Source organism: Pseudomonas hefeiensis (assembly GCF_030687835.1).
GTDB classification, from domain to species: domain Bacteria; phylum Pseudomonadota; class Gammaproteobacteria; order Pseudomonadales; family Pseudomonadaceae; genus Aquipseudomonas; species Aquipseudomonas hefeiensis.
Window position 1 is genome coordinate 1870958 of sequence record NZ_CP117449.1, and the last position, 17215, is coordinate 1888172.

At 59.5% G+C, this 17215-nt stretch carries 17 protein-coding genes, 1 tRNA gene and 2 pseudogenes; 13 read left to right on the top strand and 7 right to left on the bottom strand.

Translation table 11 applies throughout. The features are described from left to right. Positions 1–88: 88 nt before the first annotated feature. From PSH57_RS08285 to PSH57_RS08295, 3 genes and pseudogenes are all read right to left on the bottom strand, one after another. Positions 89–1060 (bottom strand): magnesium and cobalt transport protein CorA, encoded by a 972-nt coding sequence (locus PSH57_RS08285; RefSeq protein WP_305388916.1) that lies wholly within the window; start codon positions 1058–1060, stop codon positions 89–91. Between the two features lie 313 nt (positions 1061–1373). Next, positions 1374–2100, bottom strand: a pseudogene (locus PSH57_RS08290) (lysophospholipid acyltransferase family protein). 214 nt (positions 2101–2314) lie between these two features. Next, positions 2315–3004 carry a crotonase/enoyl-CoA hydratase family protein gene (locus tag PSH57_RS08295; protein WP_305388918.1) on the bottom strand — a complete coding sequence of 230 codons (690 nt, stop codon included), beginning with the start codon at positions 3002–3004 and terminating at the stop codon, positions 2315–2317. Positions 3005–3311: 307 nt separating this feature from the next. Between PSH57_RS08295 and PSH57_RS08300 the strand changes: the two genes are divergently transcribed. Both PSH57_RS08300 and PSH57_RS08305 read left to right on the top strand, forming a co-directional pair. Further along, a tRNA-Ser gene (locus tag PSH57_RS08300) sits at positions 3312–3401 on the top strand. 267 nt (positions 3402–3668) lie between these two features. Further along, entirely contained in the window at positions 3669–4169 is a 501-nt protein-coding gene (locus PSH57_RS08305) for a nuclear transport factor 2 family protein (RefSeq protein ID WP_305388920.1), read from the top strand. Positions 4170–4307: 138 nt separating this feature from the next. On the opposite strand, the gene PSH57_RS08310 is transcribed toward PSH57_RS08305, so the two are convergent. Next, the gene (locus tag PSH57_RS08310) at positions 4308–5375 is read right to left on the bottom strand and encodes an alpha/beta fold hydrolase (protein WP_305388921.1); all 1068 of its coding nucleotides are present in this window, start codon (positions 5373–5375) and stop codon (positions 4308–4310) included. 311 nt (positions 5376–5686) lie between these two features. On the opposite strand from PSH57_RS08310, the pseudogene PSH57_RS08315 reads away from it, so the two are divergent. The 5 genes and pseudogenes from PSH57_RS08315 to dapF form a co-directional block, all read left to right on the top strand. Beyond that, positions 5687–6040 (top strand): annotated as a pseudogene (locus PSH57_RS08315) (GNAT family N-acetyltransferase); the annotation flags it as partial. 90 nt (positions 6041–6130) lie between these two features. Then, the gene (locus PSH57_RS08320) at positions 6131–6727 is read left to right on the top strand and encodes a GNAT family N-acetyltransferase (protein ID WP_305390327.1); all 597 of its coding nucleotides are present in this window, start codon (positions 6131–6133) and stop codon (positions 6725–6727) included. 56 nt (positions 6728–6783) lie between these two features. Further along, the gene (locus tag PSH57_RS08325) at positions 6784–7185 is read left to right on the top strand and encodes a PaaI family thioesterase (RefSeq protein WP_305388922.1); all 402 of its coding nucleotides are present in this window, start codon (positions 6784–6786) and stop codon (positions 7183–7185) included. 107 nt (positions 7186–7292) lie between these two features. Beyond that, positions 7293–7658 (top strand): VOC family protein, encoded by a 366-nt coding sequence (locus PSH57_RS08330; protein WP_305388924.1) that lies wholly within the window; start codon positions 7293–7295, stop codon positions 7656–7658. After that, positions 7649–8470: a diaminopimelate epimerase gene (gene dapF / locus PSH57_RS08335; protein ID WP_305388925.1), complete on the top strand. Its 822-nt coding sequence runs from the start codon at positions 7649–7651 to the stop codon at positions 8468–8470. The genes PSH57_RS08330 and dapF overlap by 10 nt, the downstream gene beginning before the upstream one ends. On the opposite strand, the gene PSH57_RS08340 is transcribed toward dapF, so the two are convergent. Next, positions 8452–9189: a GntR family transcriptional regulator gene (locus tag PSH57_RS08340; protein WP_305388926.1), complete on the bottom strand. Its 738-nt coding sequence runs from the start codon at positions 9187–9189 to the stop codon at positions 8452–8454. The genes dapF and PSH57_RS08340 overlap by 19 nt on opposite strands. 166 nt (positions 9190–9355) lie before the next feature. On the opposite strand from PSH57_RS08340, the gene PSH57_RS08345 reads away from it, so the two are divergent. Together PSH57_RS08345 and PSH57_RS08350 are read left to right on the top strand one after the other, a co-directional pair. Beyond that, positions 9356–10180, top strand: coding sequence for an amidohydrolase family protein (locus tag PSH57_RS08345; RefSeq protein ID WP_305388928.1), 825 nt, complete (start codon positions 9356–9358; stop codon positions 10178–10180). A gap of 34 nt (positions 10181–10214) precedes the next feature. Further along, positions 10215–11513: an SLC13 family permease gene (locus PSH57_RS08350; RefSeq protein ID WP_256232896.1), complete on the top strand. Its 1299-nt coding sequence runs from the start codon at positions 10215–10217 to the stop codon at positions 11511–11513. A 185-nt stretch (positions 11514–11698) separates the two neighbouring features. On the opposite strand, the gene PSH57_RS08355 is transcribed toward PSH57_RS08350, so the two are convergent. Both PSH57_RS08355 and glcC read right to left on the bottom strand, forming a co-directional pair. Further along, positions 11699–11860: a DUF2986 domain-containing protein gene (locus PSH57_RS08355; protein ID WP_305390328.1), complete on the bottom strand. Its 162-nt coding sequence runs from the start codon at positions 11858–11860 to the stop codon at positions 11699–11701. Between the two features lie 101 nt (positions 11861–11961). Then, the gene (glcC, locus tag PSH57_RS08360) at positions 11962–12735 is read right to left on the bottom strand and encodes a transcriptional regulator GlcC (RefSeq protein ID WP_305388930.1); all 774 of its coding nucleotides are present in this window, start codon (positions 12733–12735) and stop codon (positions 11962–11964) included. 250 nt (positions 12736–12985) lie between these two features. On the opposite strand from glcC, the gene glcD reads away from it, so the two are divergent. The 4 genes from glcD to PSH57_RS08380 are packed head-to-tail and all read left to right on the top strand — an operon-like array spanning position 12986 to position 17183. Beyond that, the gene (glcD, locus tag PSH57_RS08365; protein WP_305388931.1) at positions 12986–14485 is read left to right on the top strand and encodes a glycolate oxidase subunit GlcD; all 1500 of its coding nucleotides are present in this window, start codon (positions 12986–12988) and stop codon (positions 14483–14485) included. Between the two features lie 5 nt (positions 14486–14490). Beyond that, complete coding sequence (gene glcE, locus PSH57_RS08370) at positions 14491–15549, top strand: glycolate oxidase subunit GlcE (protein ID WP_305390329.1); 1059 nt, start codon at positions 14491–14493, stop codon at positions 15547–15549. A gap of 2 nt (positions 15550–15551) precedes the next feature. Then, a complete protein-coding gene (gene glcF, locus PSH57_RS08375; protein ID WP_305388933.1) occupies positions 15552–16769 on the top strand; it encodes a glycolate oxidase subunit GlcF in 1218 nt (405 codons plus the stop codon). 12 nt (positions 16770–16781) lie between these two features. Continuing rightward, the gene (locus PSH57_RS08380) at positions 16782–17183 is read left to right on the top strand and encodes a heme-binding protein (protein WP_305388934.1); all 402 of its coding nucleotides are present in this window, start codon (positions 16782–16784) and stop codon (positions 17181–17183) included. The last annotated feature ends 32 nt before the right edge of the window (positions 17184–17215 follow it).

Below are 17215 nucleotides of genomic sequence, written 5' to 3' on the forward strand. Positions count from 1 at the left end.
CCCCACATTTGACAGGCAGGCGATCAAATGTGGGTGCGAGCCTGCTCGCGATGAATGTCACGCCAGCCTCAACTGCATACACGCTCGCCTACAACCACCCCGAACGCTTGAAGCTCCCCCACAACGCGGTACAGCCCACCGCAATAAACCCCAGTACCAGAAAGTACCCGTAGTGCCATGTCAATTCCGGCATGTTCTCGAAGTTCATCCCATAGATTCCGGCCACCGCGGTGGGAAACGCCAGGATCGCCGCCCACGCCGCGAACTTGCGCTGTACCACGCTCTGGCGCGACGCTTCGAGCAGCACGCCGATTTCAATGGTCTGGCTGGCAATGTCCGCCAGCGTCGCCAGGTCTTCCATTTGCCGCGTGACATGAATCTGCACATCACGGAAGTACGGGCTCATGTTTTTGTCGATGAAGGGGAAGTCCAGTCTTTGCAGTTCTTCGCTGATTTCCACCATGGGTGCTGCGTAACGACGCAGGCGTAATACGTCACGGCGCAAACTGTGCAAGTTCTGAATATCCCGCTCGTTCAGGGCGCTGCACAGTACGTTGCGCTCCAGTTCATCGATCTCGGCGTGAATGGCTTCACCCACCGGCTGGTAGTTTTCAATGACGAAATCCAGGATGGCATAGAGAACGAAATCTTCCCCGTGCTCCAGCAGAATGGGCCGCGCCTCACAGCGCTGTCGCACATGGGCGTAGGACGCCGAGTGGCCATTGCGGGCGGTGATGATGTAGCCGTTGCCGGCGAAGATATGAGTCTCGATGAACTGCAGCTTGCCGTCCTTGCGCACTGGTGAATACGTGACGATAAACAGCGCATCGCCAAAGGTCTCCAGCTTGGGGCGGCTGTGCTTCTCCATCGCGTCTTCAATCGCCAATTCATGCAGATTGAATTGACGTTGCAGGTTGGTCAGCTCCTGGGTGCTGGGCTCTTCAAGCCCGATCCAGACAAAATGACCGGGTTTGGCTGCCCAGGTGCTGCCTTCGTCGAGGGTGATGTTGGTGACTTTCTTACCGGCGCTGTAAACCGCAGCAGCAACGACTCTACCCATGATGGTGGTTCACTTCTTCTTGGAAAATGGCAGTGGCAGGCAATCTGTAGCTTAGTGTGCCCTGCTGCTTGAGAGTCAGCAAAATCCGCTGAGTTCGCCGGTAGAGTCAAATGCCATACAGGTAAAATCAGAATCGTGCGGGCTTTTGTGGCGAGGGGATTTATCCCCGCTGGCTGCGCAGCAGCCATCTCACAGCGAACTCAACCTACCTGACACTCCGAGTTGCCTGTCTTTGGGCTGCTGCGCAGCCAGCGGGGATAAATCCCCTCGCCACAGGGTTATGTGCCCGGCTGGCTATTGTTTAACGGGCGCGTTAAACAGCCTGCACCTGCCGGTCCATCGCCGCGATGCACTCGCGCATCTGTTCACGGCATTGGGCGATGAGCTGGGGCATGTCGTCCAGGCTCAAGCCCGCCGTGGGAATGGCCGGTAGCGAGCGTATGAGGATGTCGCCGCTTCGCCAGCGATTGAGGCGCGTGTGCTTGATGTAGCTGCTGACGCACACCGGAACAATCGGCACCCCGGCAGCGATCGCCATCTGGAACGCGCCTTTCTTGAATGGCAGCAGATCCTCGCCAAGATTACGCGTGCCTTCCGGGAACACCCAGATTGATGTGTCCTCGTGCTGCAAGGTATGAGTGGTGGTCAACATCGACTGGCGCGCCTTGATCGCGTTGCCCCGGTCGATCAGCACATTGCCCGCCAGCCAGCCAGAACAACTGCCCGAACAACGGCACCCACTTCAGGCTCTTCTTGCCGATGCACACGGTGCGATACGGCACCACGTTGCCGAACACGAACAGGTCATAGTTGGATTGATGGTTGGCAATGATCACGCAGCTCTGGGATTTATTCACCAGCGTGTCGACCTCGGCCTTTACCCGCAGACGCAAAATGCACATGGCGGGCCACGCATACAGCCTGGCGCATAAACGGCTGTTGTCCGGATTGAACGGGCGACACAGCCCCAGGATTACCCCGAGCACACCCGCCAGCACAAAATGCAGACCCATCAACAACATACGCAATAAAAACAGCATCTACAGGCCCCATCGGGACAAAAGGTGGCGCAGTGTACGGATGTGCACTGTTTTCGGCAATTGCCGCTATAGATGTAGGAGATGGGCGATGTTTGAGCGCATGTTTCCGAATAACGTGACAGAAGCAGGCTAGAGCGGTTGTCGGTTTTTAAACGGAGCCTGTAAGAAAAAGCCCGACGCAGAGGTCGGGCTTTTCGTTTTGCGCTGTGGAGCGCTAACCCATGTGCTCCTGATCCAGCAGGATTGCACTGTCCAGCGTCTCCAGCAGAGCCTTGCGCACTTTCAGCTTGGTGTTCTTGTGGGCGGTCATGTTGATTTTCTTCAACTGACGCGCGGCCTCCAGCGCCGCGCCCTGCAGTTCTTCGGCTGATACCACCTTGTCGAGGAAACCGGCATCCACAGCGCTCTGCGGGTTGAACATCTCGCCATTGATCACCGAGCGATGGAACGCAGACTTGCGCAGACGATCACGGGCCAGCTCAATGCCTGCGTGGTGCATGGTCATGCCGATCTGCACCTCGTTCAGGCCAATGCTGAACGGTCCATCGACACCGATGCGATAGTCCGCCGACAGCAGCAGGAACGCACCCTTGGCCACCGCATGCCCGGGGCACGCGACAACGACGGGGAAGGGGTGCGACAACAGGCGACGGGCCAGGGTCGAGCCGGCCGTAACCAGGCTCACCGCTTCCTTGGGACCGGCGGTCATCACCTTCAAATCGTAACCACCGGACAAAATCCCCGGTTGCCCGGTAATGATCACCACCGCCCGATCCGTCACAGCCTGATCCAGCGCAGTGTTGAACGCGGCAATCACATCCGGCGAGATGGCATTGACCTTGCCGTTGTTCAAGGTCAGGGTCGCGATACCGTCTTCGAGATGGTAGGCAATCAGGTCGCTCATGGCGCTATTCCTTGTAAGAGAAGTGACGCAGACGTTACCCACCGCCGCAGGCCAGGTAAAGCGCTGTGACTGACTCACCGGTCAGCCCCCGGCCCCCACAAACCGCCTGACCGCCCCATCGCTCGCGCCTTGCTCCATGGAACACTGCGCGCACCAACCCGAAGATTGGCCGGTTTGCCATGCCCCGATGCGTTTGAAATGCCCGATCACCTTAACCGCATGAAAATTCTGAAAAAAACCTTTGCCATCGGAAAAGCTTTCGACTACATTAGCGCGCCTCGACAGACTGAACAGTTTGCCGAGACACGGTGAAGTGTCCGAGTGGCTTAAGGAGCACGCCTGGAAAGTGTGTATACAGGAAACTGTATCGAGAGTTCGAATCTCTCCTTCACCGCCATATTCTGCAAACACAAACCCCCGATTTTCCTAGAGAAAGTCGGGGGTTTGTGGTTTTTGGCGTCTGGAAAAGGGTGATATGGGACCGGGGGGCTACCCGCGTGGTGGCAGCAACCACGCATAGGAACCAGGCCCAGGTGTCCGCGCCGTTCCACTAAACAGCATCAGGCAACCTCTCAGCAGCATCAAGCAAAAGCTTCCGAGCCCATGCCGTTAAGGTTCCTCTTGAAGAGGTTCCTATCAACGATATTGTTGTGAGAGAAAGATCATGACCCCATGGATGAGTTTGGCTGTGCGCCTTCAGGCTGTCGCGCTGTGTTTGATGCTTTCAACGAACACGGTCTCAGCGTCGCAAGCCGCTGACCAAAACACCAATACCGACTTGGTGCGCCAAGCATTTACTAACTGGCAGCAAGGCCAAGGCACTGCTTTCGATCTGCTGGCGCCCGACGCAACGTGGACCGTATCTGGATCAAGCCCTGTTTCCGGTGTGTATAACAGCAAGTCGGATTTAATCGAGCGAGCCGTACGACCGATCACCGCTCGGCTGGCGACACCCATTTCCCCTACCGTGCAAAGCATTGTGGCCGAGGACGATGTCGTGGTGGTTCTCTGGAAGGGAGAAGCCATGGCGCTTGACCGCAAGCCCTACAACAACACTTACCTGTGGCACATGACATTCAAAGATGGCCAGATCACCGAAGTAAATGCCTTTCTGGACACCTACGTGTTGAATGACCTTATGCGTCGGGTTGATCCTGTTCGGTAATACCCGTACAGCGCCAGGAAACAAAGTACGGTCTTATCGTCGGGCCCGCGCATGTGGTGTGAATGGCCCGAAAAAACGGCTCGTTGAATAAACGAGCCGTTTTTTTATGCCGGTGTTATCCAGACAAGTGCCTGGCTATCAAAGATGATCGGCATCGATCACGGCCTTGGCAAACGCCTGCGGATCTTCCTGCGGCAAGTTGTGGCCGATGCCGCCGCTGATCAACCGGAATTCGTATTTGCCAGTGAAGCGCTTGGCGTAATCCTCGGGAGCTGGGTGCGGCGCGCCGTTGGCATCGCCTTCAAGGGTGATGGTCGGCACGCTGATGGAAGGCGCCGTCGCCAGTTTCTGTTCCAGCGCGTCGTACCGGGTCTCGCCCTGGACCAAGCCGAGACGCCAACGGTAGTTGAACACGGTGATCTCGACATGGTCGGGGTTTTCCAGCGCCTTGGCGCTGCGGTCGAAGGTGGTGTCATCGAATGCCCATTTTGGCGACGCCAGTTGCCAGATCAACTTGGCGAAGTCGTGGGTGTTTTTCTCGTACCCGGCGCGGCCCCGGTCAGTGGCGAAATAAAACTGATACCACCACTGCAACTCAGCCTTGGGCGGTAGCGGGTTCTGGCCGGCGGCCTGGCTGCCGATCAGATAGCCACTGACCGCGACCAGCGCCTTGACCCGCTCCGGCCACAGGGCCGCGACGATGTCCGCCGAACGTGCGCCCCAATCGTAGCCACCGAGCACGGCTTGCTTGATCTTCAGCGCATCGATGAAGTCGATCACGTCACTGGCCAGCGCGGCCGGTTGACCGTTGCGAAGTGTCTTCTCGGACAGAAAATGCGTATCGCCGTAGCCTCGGGCGTACGGCATCAGCACGCGGTATCCCTTCGCTGCGAGCAAGGGCGCGACTTCGTCATAGCTGTGAATGTCGTACGGCCAGCCGTGCAGCAGAATCACCACCGGCCCATCGGCGGGGCCGGTTTCAGCGTACGCCACGTCCAGCAGACCGGCCTTGACATGCTTCAGCGCACCGAACGGGGAGGGCGTTGTATGTGTGACGCCGGACTTGATCGCGGTTGGCTGCGCGGCGCTGGTGGATTGCCCATGGGCAACCCCGAGCGCGCCGAGCAGACTGAGCGCGAGGATGGATGAGCCGAGCACGCGGCGATGGGTTTTACCGGTTTTGCTGTGCTGCCGTGCCGTTTTCATAGTGATGCCTCCGTTGCGAGCGTGGGTCAGGGGCTCTGGTTGATGCCCTTGAAACCTTGGGTGCATTTGAACGGGGCAACGTATCCGGGCTGTGTCGAATGGGAGGCAAAAGTGCAAGGTTATGTAGCGAAGTATCCTCGGGATACACGAGGATACATGGCAGCAGAATATGTGGCTGAGAACAGCAGAGCCTACCTCTGATCCTTGCGCGTTCGGTTGCGCGTACAAGTGGTCAAGCAAGAGTGCATTGTCGTAATGACTTCCACTGTCATGCGTCTATGATCACTGATCACCTGGAGCGAGAACTTGAAATGGATGCCCACATTCGCCTCGCAACAATCGAGGACGCGCAAGCAATAAGCAACGTTGTGATCAGCGCTCTGCGCCAATCCAATGCGAAAGATTACCCGGCCGATGTAATCGCCCGTGTGGAGCAGAGCTTTTCTCCACTGGCGATTGAGCGATTGATGGCGCGGCGTCGGGTGTATGTGGCATCTGTCGAACAGCGGGTTGTCGCGACGGCCAGCCTCGATGGGGATGTGATCAGAAGTGTTTTTGTAGAGCCGAGCTATCAAGGAGCAGGCGTTGGCAGGCGGCTAATGTCAGTCCTGTGTTCAGCCGCTCTCGACTTGGGCCTGGAGACTTTGCATGTGCCATCCTCTATTACAGCTGAGAGTTTTTACACCGCGCTGGGATTCCATAAGGTACGTGACGAATTCAACGGCGCCGAGCGCACGATCATCATGCGTAAATCCATGACGCAAACCACCCCCACGCTCCAGACCCGCCGCCTTATCCTCACGCCTTTGCAACTGGTCGATGCAGCGGCTATTCAACAGCTGTTTCCCCATTGGGAAGTGGTGCGTTATCTCGACAGTCGCGTGCCATGGCCCTATCCGAAAGACGGCGCTCTGACGTACGTTCGCGACCATGCCCTTCCCGCCATTGCGGCGGGGCGTGAGTGGCATTGGATGATCCGCACTTGCGAAGATCCGGCACATTGCATCGGGAGCATCAGCCTGTATGACCAACCTGGGAACAACCGGGGTTTCTGGCTGGCGCCTCAATGGCAGGGAAAGGGCTACATGCGCGAGGCTTGTGAGGTTATCAACGCCTATTGGTTTGAAACCCTGGGGCGTCCCGTCATGCAAGTGCCCAAGGCGGAGGGCAATCATGCTTCGCGTAAAGTTTCGGAACACGAAGGCATGCGCATGATCGCGACACAGCAGGGTGATTTTGTCTGTGGGCCATTGCTTAAGGAAGTCTGGGAAATAACGCGGGAAGCGTGGCTTGAGAAAAAATCGGCTTTGGAGGCAATTGAGCAGGGTGCAAATGAGCCCGGTCGCCTTTGACGGTCATTCACTGCAGTCGCCAGACCTGACTATGACTACAGGCAAAGGAGTGTGAATTGGATATTCCACAGGGCTTCAAACCGTTATTTCGCAGCAGTCCTTTTCTTGATCTACTAGGCCCTTTCTACTATCGGGAAAACGCCGAAGGATTCACCGTTGGGATTCGGGTCGAGAAGAAACACACCAATGCGCGTGGACTCGCTCACGGAGGGTTGTTCATGGCGCTGGCTGATATTGCTTTGGGCTACAGCGCTGCCTTCTCGAAAGATCCGCCACTCAAGCTCGTGACCACCACAATGACCACTGATTTCGCTGGCTCCGCTAAGGTAGGCGATTGGTTGGAGGCTGCCGTTGATATTCAAAAGTCCGGTAGCCGACTGGTTTTCGCCAATACCTATATAAGCGCTGGAGAGGAGCGCGTGGTACGAGCCAGTGCGTCTTTTCTTGTGGTTGGTTGAAAGCATCTGGGGACGCACTACAGACGTCGAGCTTTGCATTCAAGCCCCCGCTGCGATGATGCGCGGGGTGCTAAGTTTTACCGTCAGCAGTGATCAAGGAAGAACGCATGGAACCGATACTTAATCGAATAATGCTGTATGTACGGGATGTCCAGGCGACCTGCGTTTTTTATGAGCGTCATTTCGGCTTTGTCAGTGAAAAACATGCCGATGATCGCGTCACGGAGTTGGGGTCTGCAAACGGAGGCGCGATTCTGATGGTTCACCCGGCAGGGAAGGGCGTTAAAACGGGACAAGTCACAGTCAAGCTTGTTTTTGATACCCGGGATGTTGAGGGCTTCAAGGAGAAGTGCATGGCCCAAGGCTTGAAGTTTGGCGCCACCCACAAGGCCGACGGCTATTCATTCGCCAATGCCAAAGACCCTGACGGCAACGTCATCTCTATCTCCAGTAGAGCGTTTGCATGCCGCTGAGCTTTCATAAAATGCACGCCAATGGCGATGATTTTGTTGTCGTGGACGCGCGAAACTCAACCAATCCCATAACAAATGCCATGGCCCGGCGGATGGGGGATCGCAACCGAGGCATCGGTTTTAATCAACTCGCGGTGATGCTCGATTGTGAGGATGCAGACGCGCGCCTGATGTTCTGGAATGCAGATGGCTCCACGCTGGACGTTTGCGGCAGCGCGACGCGGGGCGCCGCGGATCGGTTGATGCGCGAATCGAATGTGACTTCGATAACGCTACGCACCCATCGCGGTTTGCTCACTTGCGAACGAACTTCACCCGACGCAATTTCCGTCAACATGGGGCAGCCGCTTTTCGGCTGGTCGGACATTCCCTTGGCTGGGGACCTGGACACCGCTGTTCTGCCACTGGCTGGCAGCCCGATTGCGTGCAGCATGGGCAACCCACACTGCACTTACTTTGTGGAGGATCTGGCGGACGTTGATATCGCGACCATAGGACCTGCAATCGAAACCAGCCCTTTGTTCCCGCTCAAGACCAACGTGCATTTCGTTCAGGTCATCAATCGAAAGCACATTCGTTTGCGCATATGGGAGCGGGGCGGTGGCATCGCACTCGGCTCAGGTTCCTGCTCTTGTGGCGCCGCTGTGAACGGGATTCGTCGTGGCTTGTTGGATCATTGCGTTGAGGTTGAATGTGATGGTGGCAGCGTGACGGTTCAATGGGATGGCCTGGGACCGGTTTTTCTCATCGGGCCGGTAGAGGCAACGTTTTCGGGAGTTATCACCGATAGTTTTCAGCAAATCTCAACCTGATAGCGAAAAGTGCCAGCCGCTCCCCGTGACAGCCGATATTCCAGGGGTTGACGGTCGTAGCCCAGGGCAACCCGTTCAACTACCACCACCGGGCTGCCGGCCGTCACTCCCAGCGTGGCGGCCAGTGGCTCGTCGGCCGAGGCGACGGTGAGGGTTTCCCGGGCTGATGCGACGCGCATGCCGCAGCGTTCTTCGTAGAAGGGGTAGAGCAGGGTGCCGAAGTCGTTCAGGTCAGTGTCGAGTAGGGCGCCGAATTGAGTGGCCGGCAGCCAGATTTGCTCGTGGAACAGCGGCCGACCGTCCATGAGGCGCAGGCGCTCCAGGCGGATGGTGGAGTCGTGCTCGGTCAGATTCAGCGCCTGGCGCACGTGGGTGTCCGGGGCTTCCTGGGTGCGACTCAGTATGCGGCTTTGCGGCACTTGCGATTGACCGCTGGCATCGACCTGTCGAAAGAAACGAAACAGTGAACCGTCGAAGTTGGGCCGGCGCACGAACGTGCCACGGCCCTGGGCACGCAGCAGCAGTCCTTCCCCGACCAGCGTTTCCACCGCTTTGCGCACCGTGCCCACCGCAACGCCGTAGTGACGGGTCAGTTCTGCCTCGGTGGGAATGGCTTCACCGGGCAGCCATTCACCTGCGGCGATTTTCGCCAGCATCTCTTCGCGCAGTCGTTGATAGAGCGGCAGTCGCTCGTCATGTCCAAGGTGTGTAAGGGCCATACCGTCAATCCGATTCCAAGCAATGCACCACTTTACCTCACTGGGCGCGTTGACAGGGATGGTTGTTTATAGATATGGTCATTCAGTCATCTATATGAATTTCAGGTCTGTAATCACCTTACATGCCTGGCAGGCTTCCACAAAAATCAACAAAGGCAGCTTCCTGATGTCCCTGTCGTTCGAAGGCATAGATACTCACGCCCACATATTCCGGCATGACTTGCCCATGGCGAGTGATCGCCGCTACAGCCCTGATTACGACGCCTTGGCCGAGCACTATCTGGGGCATCTGGATCGCTGCAGCCTTGCCCAGGGTGTGCTCATCCAGCCGAGCTTCTTGGGAACCGACAACCGTTTCATGGTTGAGGCCCTGCAACGTTACCCACAGCGCTTGCGAGGTATCGCGGTGGTCGAGCCGGACATCGAGGATGCGCAGCTCCAAGCATTGGCCAAGGCTGGCGTGGTAGGCGTTCGCTTGAATCTGATTGGCAAGGCGCCGCAGGACTACATCGGTGCGCGTTGGCAGACTTTTTACCAGCGACTGGCCCGGCTTGGCTGGCAGGTTGAAATCCAGTGTGGCTTCGATGCCTTGGTCCTGGTTGTGCCGTTCGTTCTGGCGACCGGCGTCACGGTGGTCGTGGACCACTTTGGTCTTCCCTCTAATGGTATCGACCCGAGTAACCCCGCCCATCAGGGCTTTCTGGCCTTGCTCGGCGAGGACAGGCTGTGGGTCAAGTTGTCCGCCGCCTATCGCAGTCAGTCAGACCTGCCCCGCGCTGCCTGCGTGCTGGCGCAACTGCGCCAGGCGTGTGGCGGTATTGATCGTTTTGTCTGGGGCAGTGATTGGCCCCATACCCAGTTCGAGTCGCGTACCGGCTACGACGCGCAATTGGCCTTTCTGCACGCCTTGTTTCCCGACCCGGTGGAGCGCCGGCAGGTGTTGGTGGATAACCCCACGATCCTGTTCGGCTTTGCTGCGTCGACGCGTTGAATTTCCCATAACAAAATAATACGGAACACACATCATGATGAGCCTGTACGTCGTCGCCGCGATCGTTCTTGCTGTCGCGCTGGGATACACCACCAAAATCAACATCGGCCTGTTCGCCATCGCCTTTGCCTATCTACTGGGCTGCTTCGGCATGGGCTTGAGTCCTTCTGAAATCATCGGCATGTGGCCGCTGAAGATTTTCTTCATCATCTTCTCGGTCTGCCTGTTCTACAGCTTCGCCATCGTCAACGGCACGCTGGAGAAACTGGCCGAACACCTGCTCTATCTCTGTCGTAACGTGCCGCACCTGTTGCCTTATGCGGTGTTTCTGACCGCTTGCCTGATTGCCGGGCTCGGCGCGGGTTACTACACGGTGCTGGCTTTCATGGCCCCGCTGACGCTGCTGCTGTGCCAGCGCACGGGCATGAGCCTGATACTCGGTGGCATGGCGGTGAACTACGGGGCCCTGGGCGGTGCCAACTTTGTTTCCAGCCAGAGCGGCATCATCTTCCGTGGCCTGATGACCGGCCTGGGTGTTCCCGAAAGTGAAGCCTTCATCAATGGCCTGGCCATCTTTGCCAGCACCATGGTCATTCCACTGGTGGTCATCACCGCGTTCGTATTCTTCGCTGGCCACGGCCGTGCGCTGAAGAACGCGGCGGTCGCGATCGAGACGCCGAGCCCGCTCAATCGTGAGCAAAGAATCACCTTGTGGCTGACCCTGCTGATGATGCTGATCGTGTTGGCCGGTCCCATCGCGCACATCCTGTTCCCGGACAATGCGACGGTGACGTTCGTCAACTCGAAGGTGGACATCGGCCTGATCGCCAGCGTGTTCTCGGTGATCGCGCTGATGCTCAAGCTCGGCGACGAGCGCAAAGCCATCGCCTCGCTGCCTTGGGGCACGCTGATCATGATTTGTGGTGTGGGCATGCTGATTTCGGTGGCGATCAAGGCTGGCGCCATTGACGCTTTGGCATCGTGGATCGGCGGCAACATCCCACCGGTGCTGGTAGCCCTGGTGTTCGGTGTCGTCGCTGCGCTGATGTCGATTTTCGCCAGCACCTTGGGAGTGGTCACCCCCGCGCTGTTCCCCATGGTGCCGCCGCTGGCCGCCGCCATGTCGATCGACCCCATGGTGCTGTTCATCAGCATCGTGGTTGGCGCCCAAGCCACCTCGATCTCGCCGTTCTCCTCTGGCGGCAGTCTGATCCTGAGCTCTTGCGCCGATGAGCAGAGCCGAACCCGGCTGTTTCCCCAATTGCTGCTGCGTGCCGCGCCCATCGGTTTTGTTGTGGCGATGCTGTTTAACCTTGCGCTGACTTTTGCCTGAAGCGTTTTGGCTTTGGCAGGTCTGGGAAGTGCAGGTCTGGAAGGTGCAGGTCTGGGAGGTGCAATTCACTCAAGGCCTGCCCGAACCCCTTGTGGCGAGGGGATTTATCCCCGCTGGGCTGCGCAGCAGCCCCAAACCAGCTGGGATAAATCCCCCTCGCAACAAAGACGCTTAAGATCGACGGCTCAGCTCTCAGGGGTAATGACTGAATCTGGACCGGGCTCGGCAGCCAGCTTTAACCGGTCAGCCTTACTGATGTATTTGGATTTCTTTGGCGGGGCCAGTTTGGCACTCGCCTTTTTTGCGTGAGCCTTGAGTAACTGATTTAGTTTTTTACGACGATTCATACTTTCTACCCGGTTTGTAAAGTCTTGGATGATGGTGAACGTTTGGGCGTGAAGCCAAGCAGTGATTTTGCGCTTCACAGGCGGCCTTGCTGCCCGGAAGCCTACCCCCAACCCTCAAGCCGCATGGTCGCGCGCACCAGGCGTTGCTCCTCCTGTTCGATCTCCTTGAGGTTGTCGCGGATGCTGTGGATGTGTTCGCGCGCAGCGCGCTGAGCTTGTTCTGGCAGGCGCTCGATGACGGCGTGATAGAGCCGCGAGTGCTGGCGGTCGATCTGGCGTTTTTGCATGGGGCGATGGTAGAGGTTGTTGACCGAGGCGAACACCGTACTGAGCATCAAGTCGGTCAACGACTGCAGGGTGTGCAGCAACACCGGATTGTGCGAGGCCTCGCAGATCGCCAGGTGGAAGGCGTGGTCAAGGCGAGCATGTTCGCGCGGCTCGGCAGGTACGGGCTGGCTGTGGGCGGCGAGCATTTCTTCGTAGCGCCGGGTGAGCAGGACAAAGTCCGCATCTGTGCCGCGCAAGGCGGCCAGGCGCGCTGATTCGGCTTCCAGCAGTGCGCGCACTTCCAGAAGATCAAACAGGGTACGTGGCTGCGAATTGAACAGGTGCATCAGTGGGCTGGCATCGCGGCTCCCATTCAGCGTGGCCACCCGTGAGTCGCGGCCTTGGGCGGTCTCGATAATGCCGCGCCCGCGCAGCACTTTCAGCCCCTCACGCAGCGCCGAGCGGGATATCCCCAGCTTCTCGCACAGGCGGCGCTCCGAGGGCAGTGCCTGGCCAACCTTGAGCACGCCATCGACGATCAATCGTTCGATCCGCTCGGCGACCACATCACTGACCTGGCGGCGAACGGCGGATGTTTCTTCGAGCATGTCAGAGGCCTCGGCTAACTGGTAGTACCAGTTCTAAATGGTCATTCACGCTGCACCCAATATAGCTATCAACCCCTTTATATGTAAGGCCGTTGGCAAGGAGAGGCTAGAGGTTTGCTTAAACAAACTGGTCATACCAGTTCATTCGGTAATGGACGACCGCCCTGCAAGGCTCTACATATAGCGCATAACAAGCGGCCGGCTCGCTACCGGCGCCGCACAAAAGAACAATAAAGCGAGAAAGCCTGCCATGAGTATTTTGTACGACGAGCGCGTTGATGGGGCGTTGCCGGAGGTGGATAAGTCAGCGCTGCTGGCCGAATTGCGGCAGCAGCTTCCGGACCTGGAAGTGCTGCACACCCAGGAAGACCTCAAACCCTACGAGTGCGACGGGCTCTCTGCCTACACCACTACGCCGATGCTGGTGGTATTGCCTGAGCGCATCGAACAAGTCGAACGCCTGCTCAAACTCTGCTATCAACGCCGTGTGCCCGTGGTGGCACGCGGGGCCGGGACGGGCTTGTCCGGTGGTGCGCTGCCGTTGGTCCAGGGGATTTTGCTGGTGATGGCGCGCTTCAAGCACATCCTTGAAGTCAATCCAGAGGGGCGTTTCGCCCGTGTTCAGCCGGGCGTTCGCAACCTGGCCATCTCCCAGGCGGCCGCCCCTTACGACCTGTATTACGCACCGGACCCATCCTCACAGATCGCCTGTTCGATTGGCGGGAACGTCGCCGAGAACGCCGGAGGCGTGCACTGCCTCAAATATGGCCTGACCGTGCACAACCTGCTCAAGGTGGAAATCCTCACGGTCGAAGGCGAGCGCATGACCCTGGGCAGCGATGCCCTGGATTCGCCCGGCTTCGACCTGCTCGCCTTGTTCACAGGCTCCGAAGGCATGCTGGGGATCATCACCGAAGTCACGGTCAAGCTGCTGCCCAAGCCGCAGGTGGCCAAGGTGTTGCTGGCCAGCTTTGATTCGGTGGAGAAAGCCGGTCGCGCAGTGGGTGAAATCATTGCGGCCGGCATCATCCCCGGCGGCCTGGAGATGATGGACAACCTGGCCATTCGCGCCGCCGAAGACTTTATTCACGCCGGTTATCCGGTGGATGCCGAAGCCATCCTGCTGTGCGAGCTGGACGGTGTGGAGGCCGACGTGCATGACGATTGCGAGCGTGTCCGCGCAGTGCTGGGCGAGGCCGGCGCCACCGAAGTGCGCATGGCCCGCGATGAGGTTGAACGGGTCAAGTTTTGGGCCGGGCGCAAGAACGCCTTCCCGGCCGTCGGGCGTATCTCGCCGGACTATTACTGCATGGATGGCACCATTCCACGTCGAGAACTGCCCGGGGTGCTCAAGGGCATCAGTGAGCTGTCCGAGGCGTTCGGCCTGCGTGTGGCCAACGTGTTCCATGCCGGTGACGGCAACATGCACCCCTTGATTCTGTTTGATGCCAACCAACCCGGCGAGCTGGAGCGGGCCGAGTCCCTGGGCGGCAAGATTCTTGAACTGTGCGTCAAGGTGGGCGGCAGCATCACCGGCGAACATGGCGTGGGGCGCGAGAAGATCAATCAGATGTGTGTTCAATTCAACAGTGATGAACTGACCCTGTTTCACGCGGTGAAAGCCGCCTTCGATCCGCGTGGCCTGCTCAACCCCGGCAAGAACATTCCGACCCTGCACCGCTGCGCCGAATTCGGCGCCATGCACGTGCATCACGGCCAACTGCCCTTTCCTGAACTGGAGCGCTTCTAATGGTGATGCAGCACGACTGCGACGCCAGCGAGGCGCTGCTGGAACAAGTCAATCACGCCCTCAACAGTGCTACGGCGTTGCGTATTCAGGGGGGCAACAGCAAGGCGTTTCTCGGTCGCAAGGTCGAAGGCGAAGTGCTCGATACCCGTGCTCACCGCGGCATCGTCAGCTACGACCCGACCGAGTTGGTGATCACCGCCCGCGCCGGCACGCCGCTGGTTGAGCTGGAGGCGGCGCTGGACGCGGCCGGGCAGATGCTCACCTGCGAACCTGCGCAATTTGGCGGCGCCGCGACCCTCGGCGGGATGGTTGCGGCAGGTCTGTCGGGCCCGCGCCGGCCCTGGTCCGGCGCGGTTCGTGACCTGGTCCTGGGCACTCGCTTGATCACCGGAACGGGCAAGCACCTGCGCTTTGGCGGCGAGGTGATGAAGAACGTCGCCGGCTACGACCTGTCGCGGCTGCTGGCCGGTAGCTTTGGCTGCCTGGGGGTGATTACCGAGGTGTCGCTCAAAGTGCTGCCCAAGCCGCGGCAGTGCCTCAGTCTGCGGCTGGAGATGGACGCCGCCCTGGCCTTGCGCAAACTGGCCGAGTGGGGCCAGCAACCCCTTTCGCTGAGCGCCGCCAGCCATGATGGTCAGGCGCTGCACCTGCGCCTGGAAGGCGGTGAAGGCTCGGTCGCAGCGGCCCGCGAGCGCCTCGGTGGTGAGCTACTTGACAGCTCGTACTGGGTTGACCTGCGCGAGCAGCGCCTGGACTTCTTCGCGGACCCGCGCCCGCTCTGGCGTTTGTCGGTGCCGACCAACACTGGCGTGCTAGCGCTGCCCGGTGAGCAACTGATCGACTGGGGGGGCGCCCAGCGCTGGCTCAAGTCTGATGCCGATGTCGCGCTGATCCGCCAGATCGCCGCCCAAGCCGGTGGACACGCCACCTGCTTCACCGCCGGCCACGGCGACAGTCCGTTCCATCCGCTGGCCGCTCCGTTGCTGCGCTACCACCGACAGCTCAAAACCCAGCTTGACCCCCAGGGCATCTTCAACCCTGGCCGCATGTATCGCGAGGTGTAGCAGTGCAGACCCATCTGAGTGAACAGGCCAAGCACCTGCCGCGTGCCGAGGAAGCCGAACGCGTCCTGCGTAGCTGCGTGCATTGCGGCTTTTGCAACGCCACCTGCCCGACCTACCAGCTCATTGGCGACGAGCTGGATGGCCCACGTGGGCGCATTTACCTGATCAAGCAAGTGCTGGAAGGCAACGAAGTCACGGCCAAGACCCAACTGCACCTGGATCGCTGCCTGAGCTGTCGCAACTGTGAGACCACCTGCCCGTCAGGCGTGCAGTACCACAACTTGCTGGATATCGGCCGCGCGGTCGTCGATGCCGCCGTGCCGCGCCCGCTGGCTCAGCGTGTACTGCGTCAAAGCCTGCGGGCCGTGGTGCCCCATGCGCGGCTGTTCAAAGGGCTGATTGAGGTCGGCCAGGTTTTCCGTCCGCTGTTGCCGGCCAGTCTCAAGGCCAAATTGCCGCGCACTGCCAATGCCGCCAAACCCCGCCCCGAGCCACGCCATGCTCGCCGTATGCTGATGCTTGAGGGCTGTGTGCAGCCTGGCCTGGCACCTAACACCAATGCCGCCACGGCGCGGGTGCTCGATCGCCTCGGCATCAGCGTCACACCGATCAATGAAGCTGGTTGCTGCGGCGCGGTGGACTACCACCTCGACGCCCAGGAGCAAGGCTTGCAGCGTGCGCGGCGCAACATCGATGCCTGGTGGCCCGCCATCGAGCAGGGCGCCGAGGCTATTGTGCAGACCGCCAGCGGCTGCGGCGCCTTCGTCAAGGATTACGGCCATTTGTTGGCGCAGGACCCGGCCTACGCCGAGAAAGCCAGGCGCGTCAGTGCGCTGGCCAAAGACTTGGTTGAGGTGCTCAGCGTCGAACCTCTGGAGCAACTGGGTGTGCATGCCGACAAGCGCGTGGCTTTCCATTGCCCCTGCACCTTGCAGCATGCGCAGAAGCTGGGCGGCGCCGTAGAGAGCGTGCTCGCTCGCCTTGGTTTCGGCCTGACGGCTGTGCCCGACGGCCACCTGTGTTGCGGCTCGGCGGGGACCTATTCGTTGACCCAGCCGCAGCTGTCCAGGCAGTTGCGCGACAACCGACTCAATGCCCTGGAAAGCGGTAAGCCGCAAGTGATCGTCACCGCCAACATCGGCTGCCAGACCCACCTCGACGGCGCCGGCCGCACCCCTGTGCGGCACTGGATCGAACTGGTCGAAGAAGCCCTGAACTAACCGGAGAACAGCATGCTTAGCAAAGCCGTATTGAGCCAGACCGAAGTCAGCAAAATTCTCGCCGCTGCCCGCAGTGAAGCCGAGAAAAACCACTGGGCCGTGACCATCAGCGTGGTCGACGACGGCGGTCACCCACTGGCCCTGGAGCGGCTGGATGGCTGTGCACCGATCGCCGCCTACATCGCCGCCGAGAAGGCCCGCAGCGCCGCCATCGGGCGTCGTGAAACCAAAGGTTATGAAGACATGGTCAATGGCGGGCGTAGCGCGTTCCTGTCGGCGCCGCTGCTGACTTCGCTGGAAGGTGGCGTGCCGGTGATTGTCGACGGCCAGGTGATTGGCGCGGTGGGTGTTTCCGGGGTCAAGGCCGATCAGGACGCTCAAGTGGCCAAAGCCGGTATCGCCGCACTGGGCTGATTGCAAGGGCTAGGCGCTTGTTCAGTGAGCCG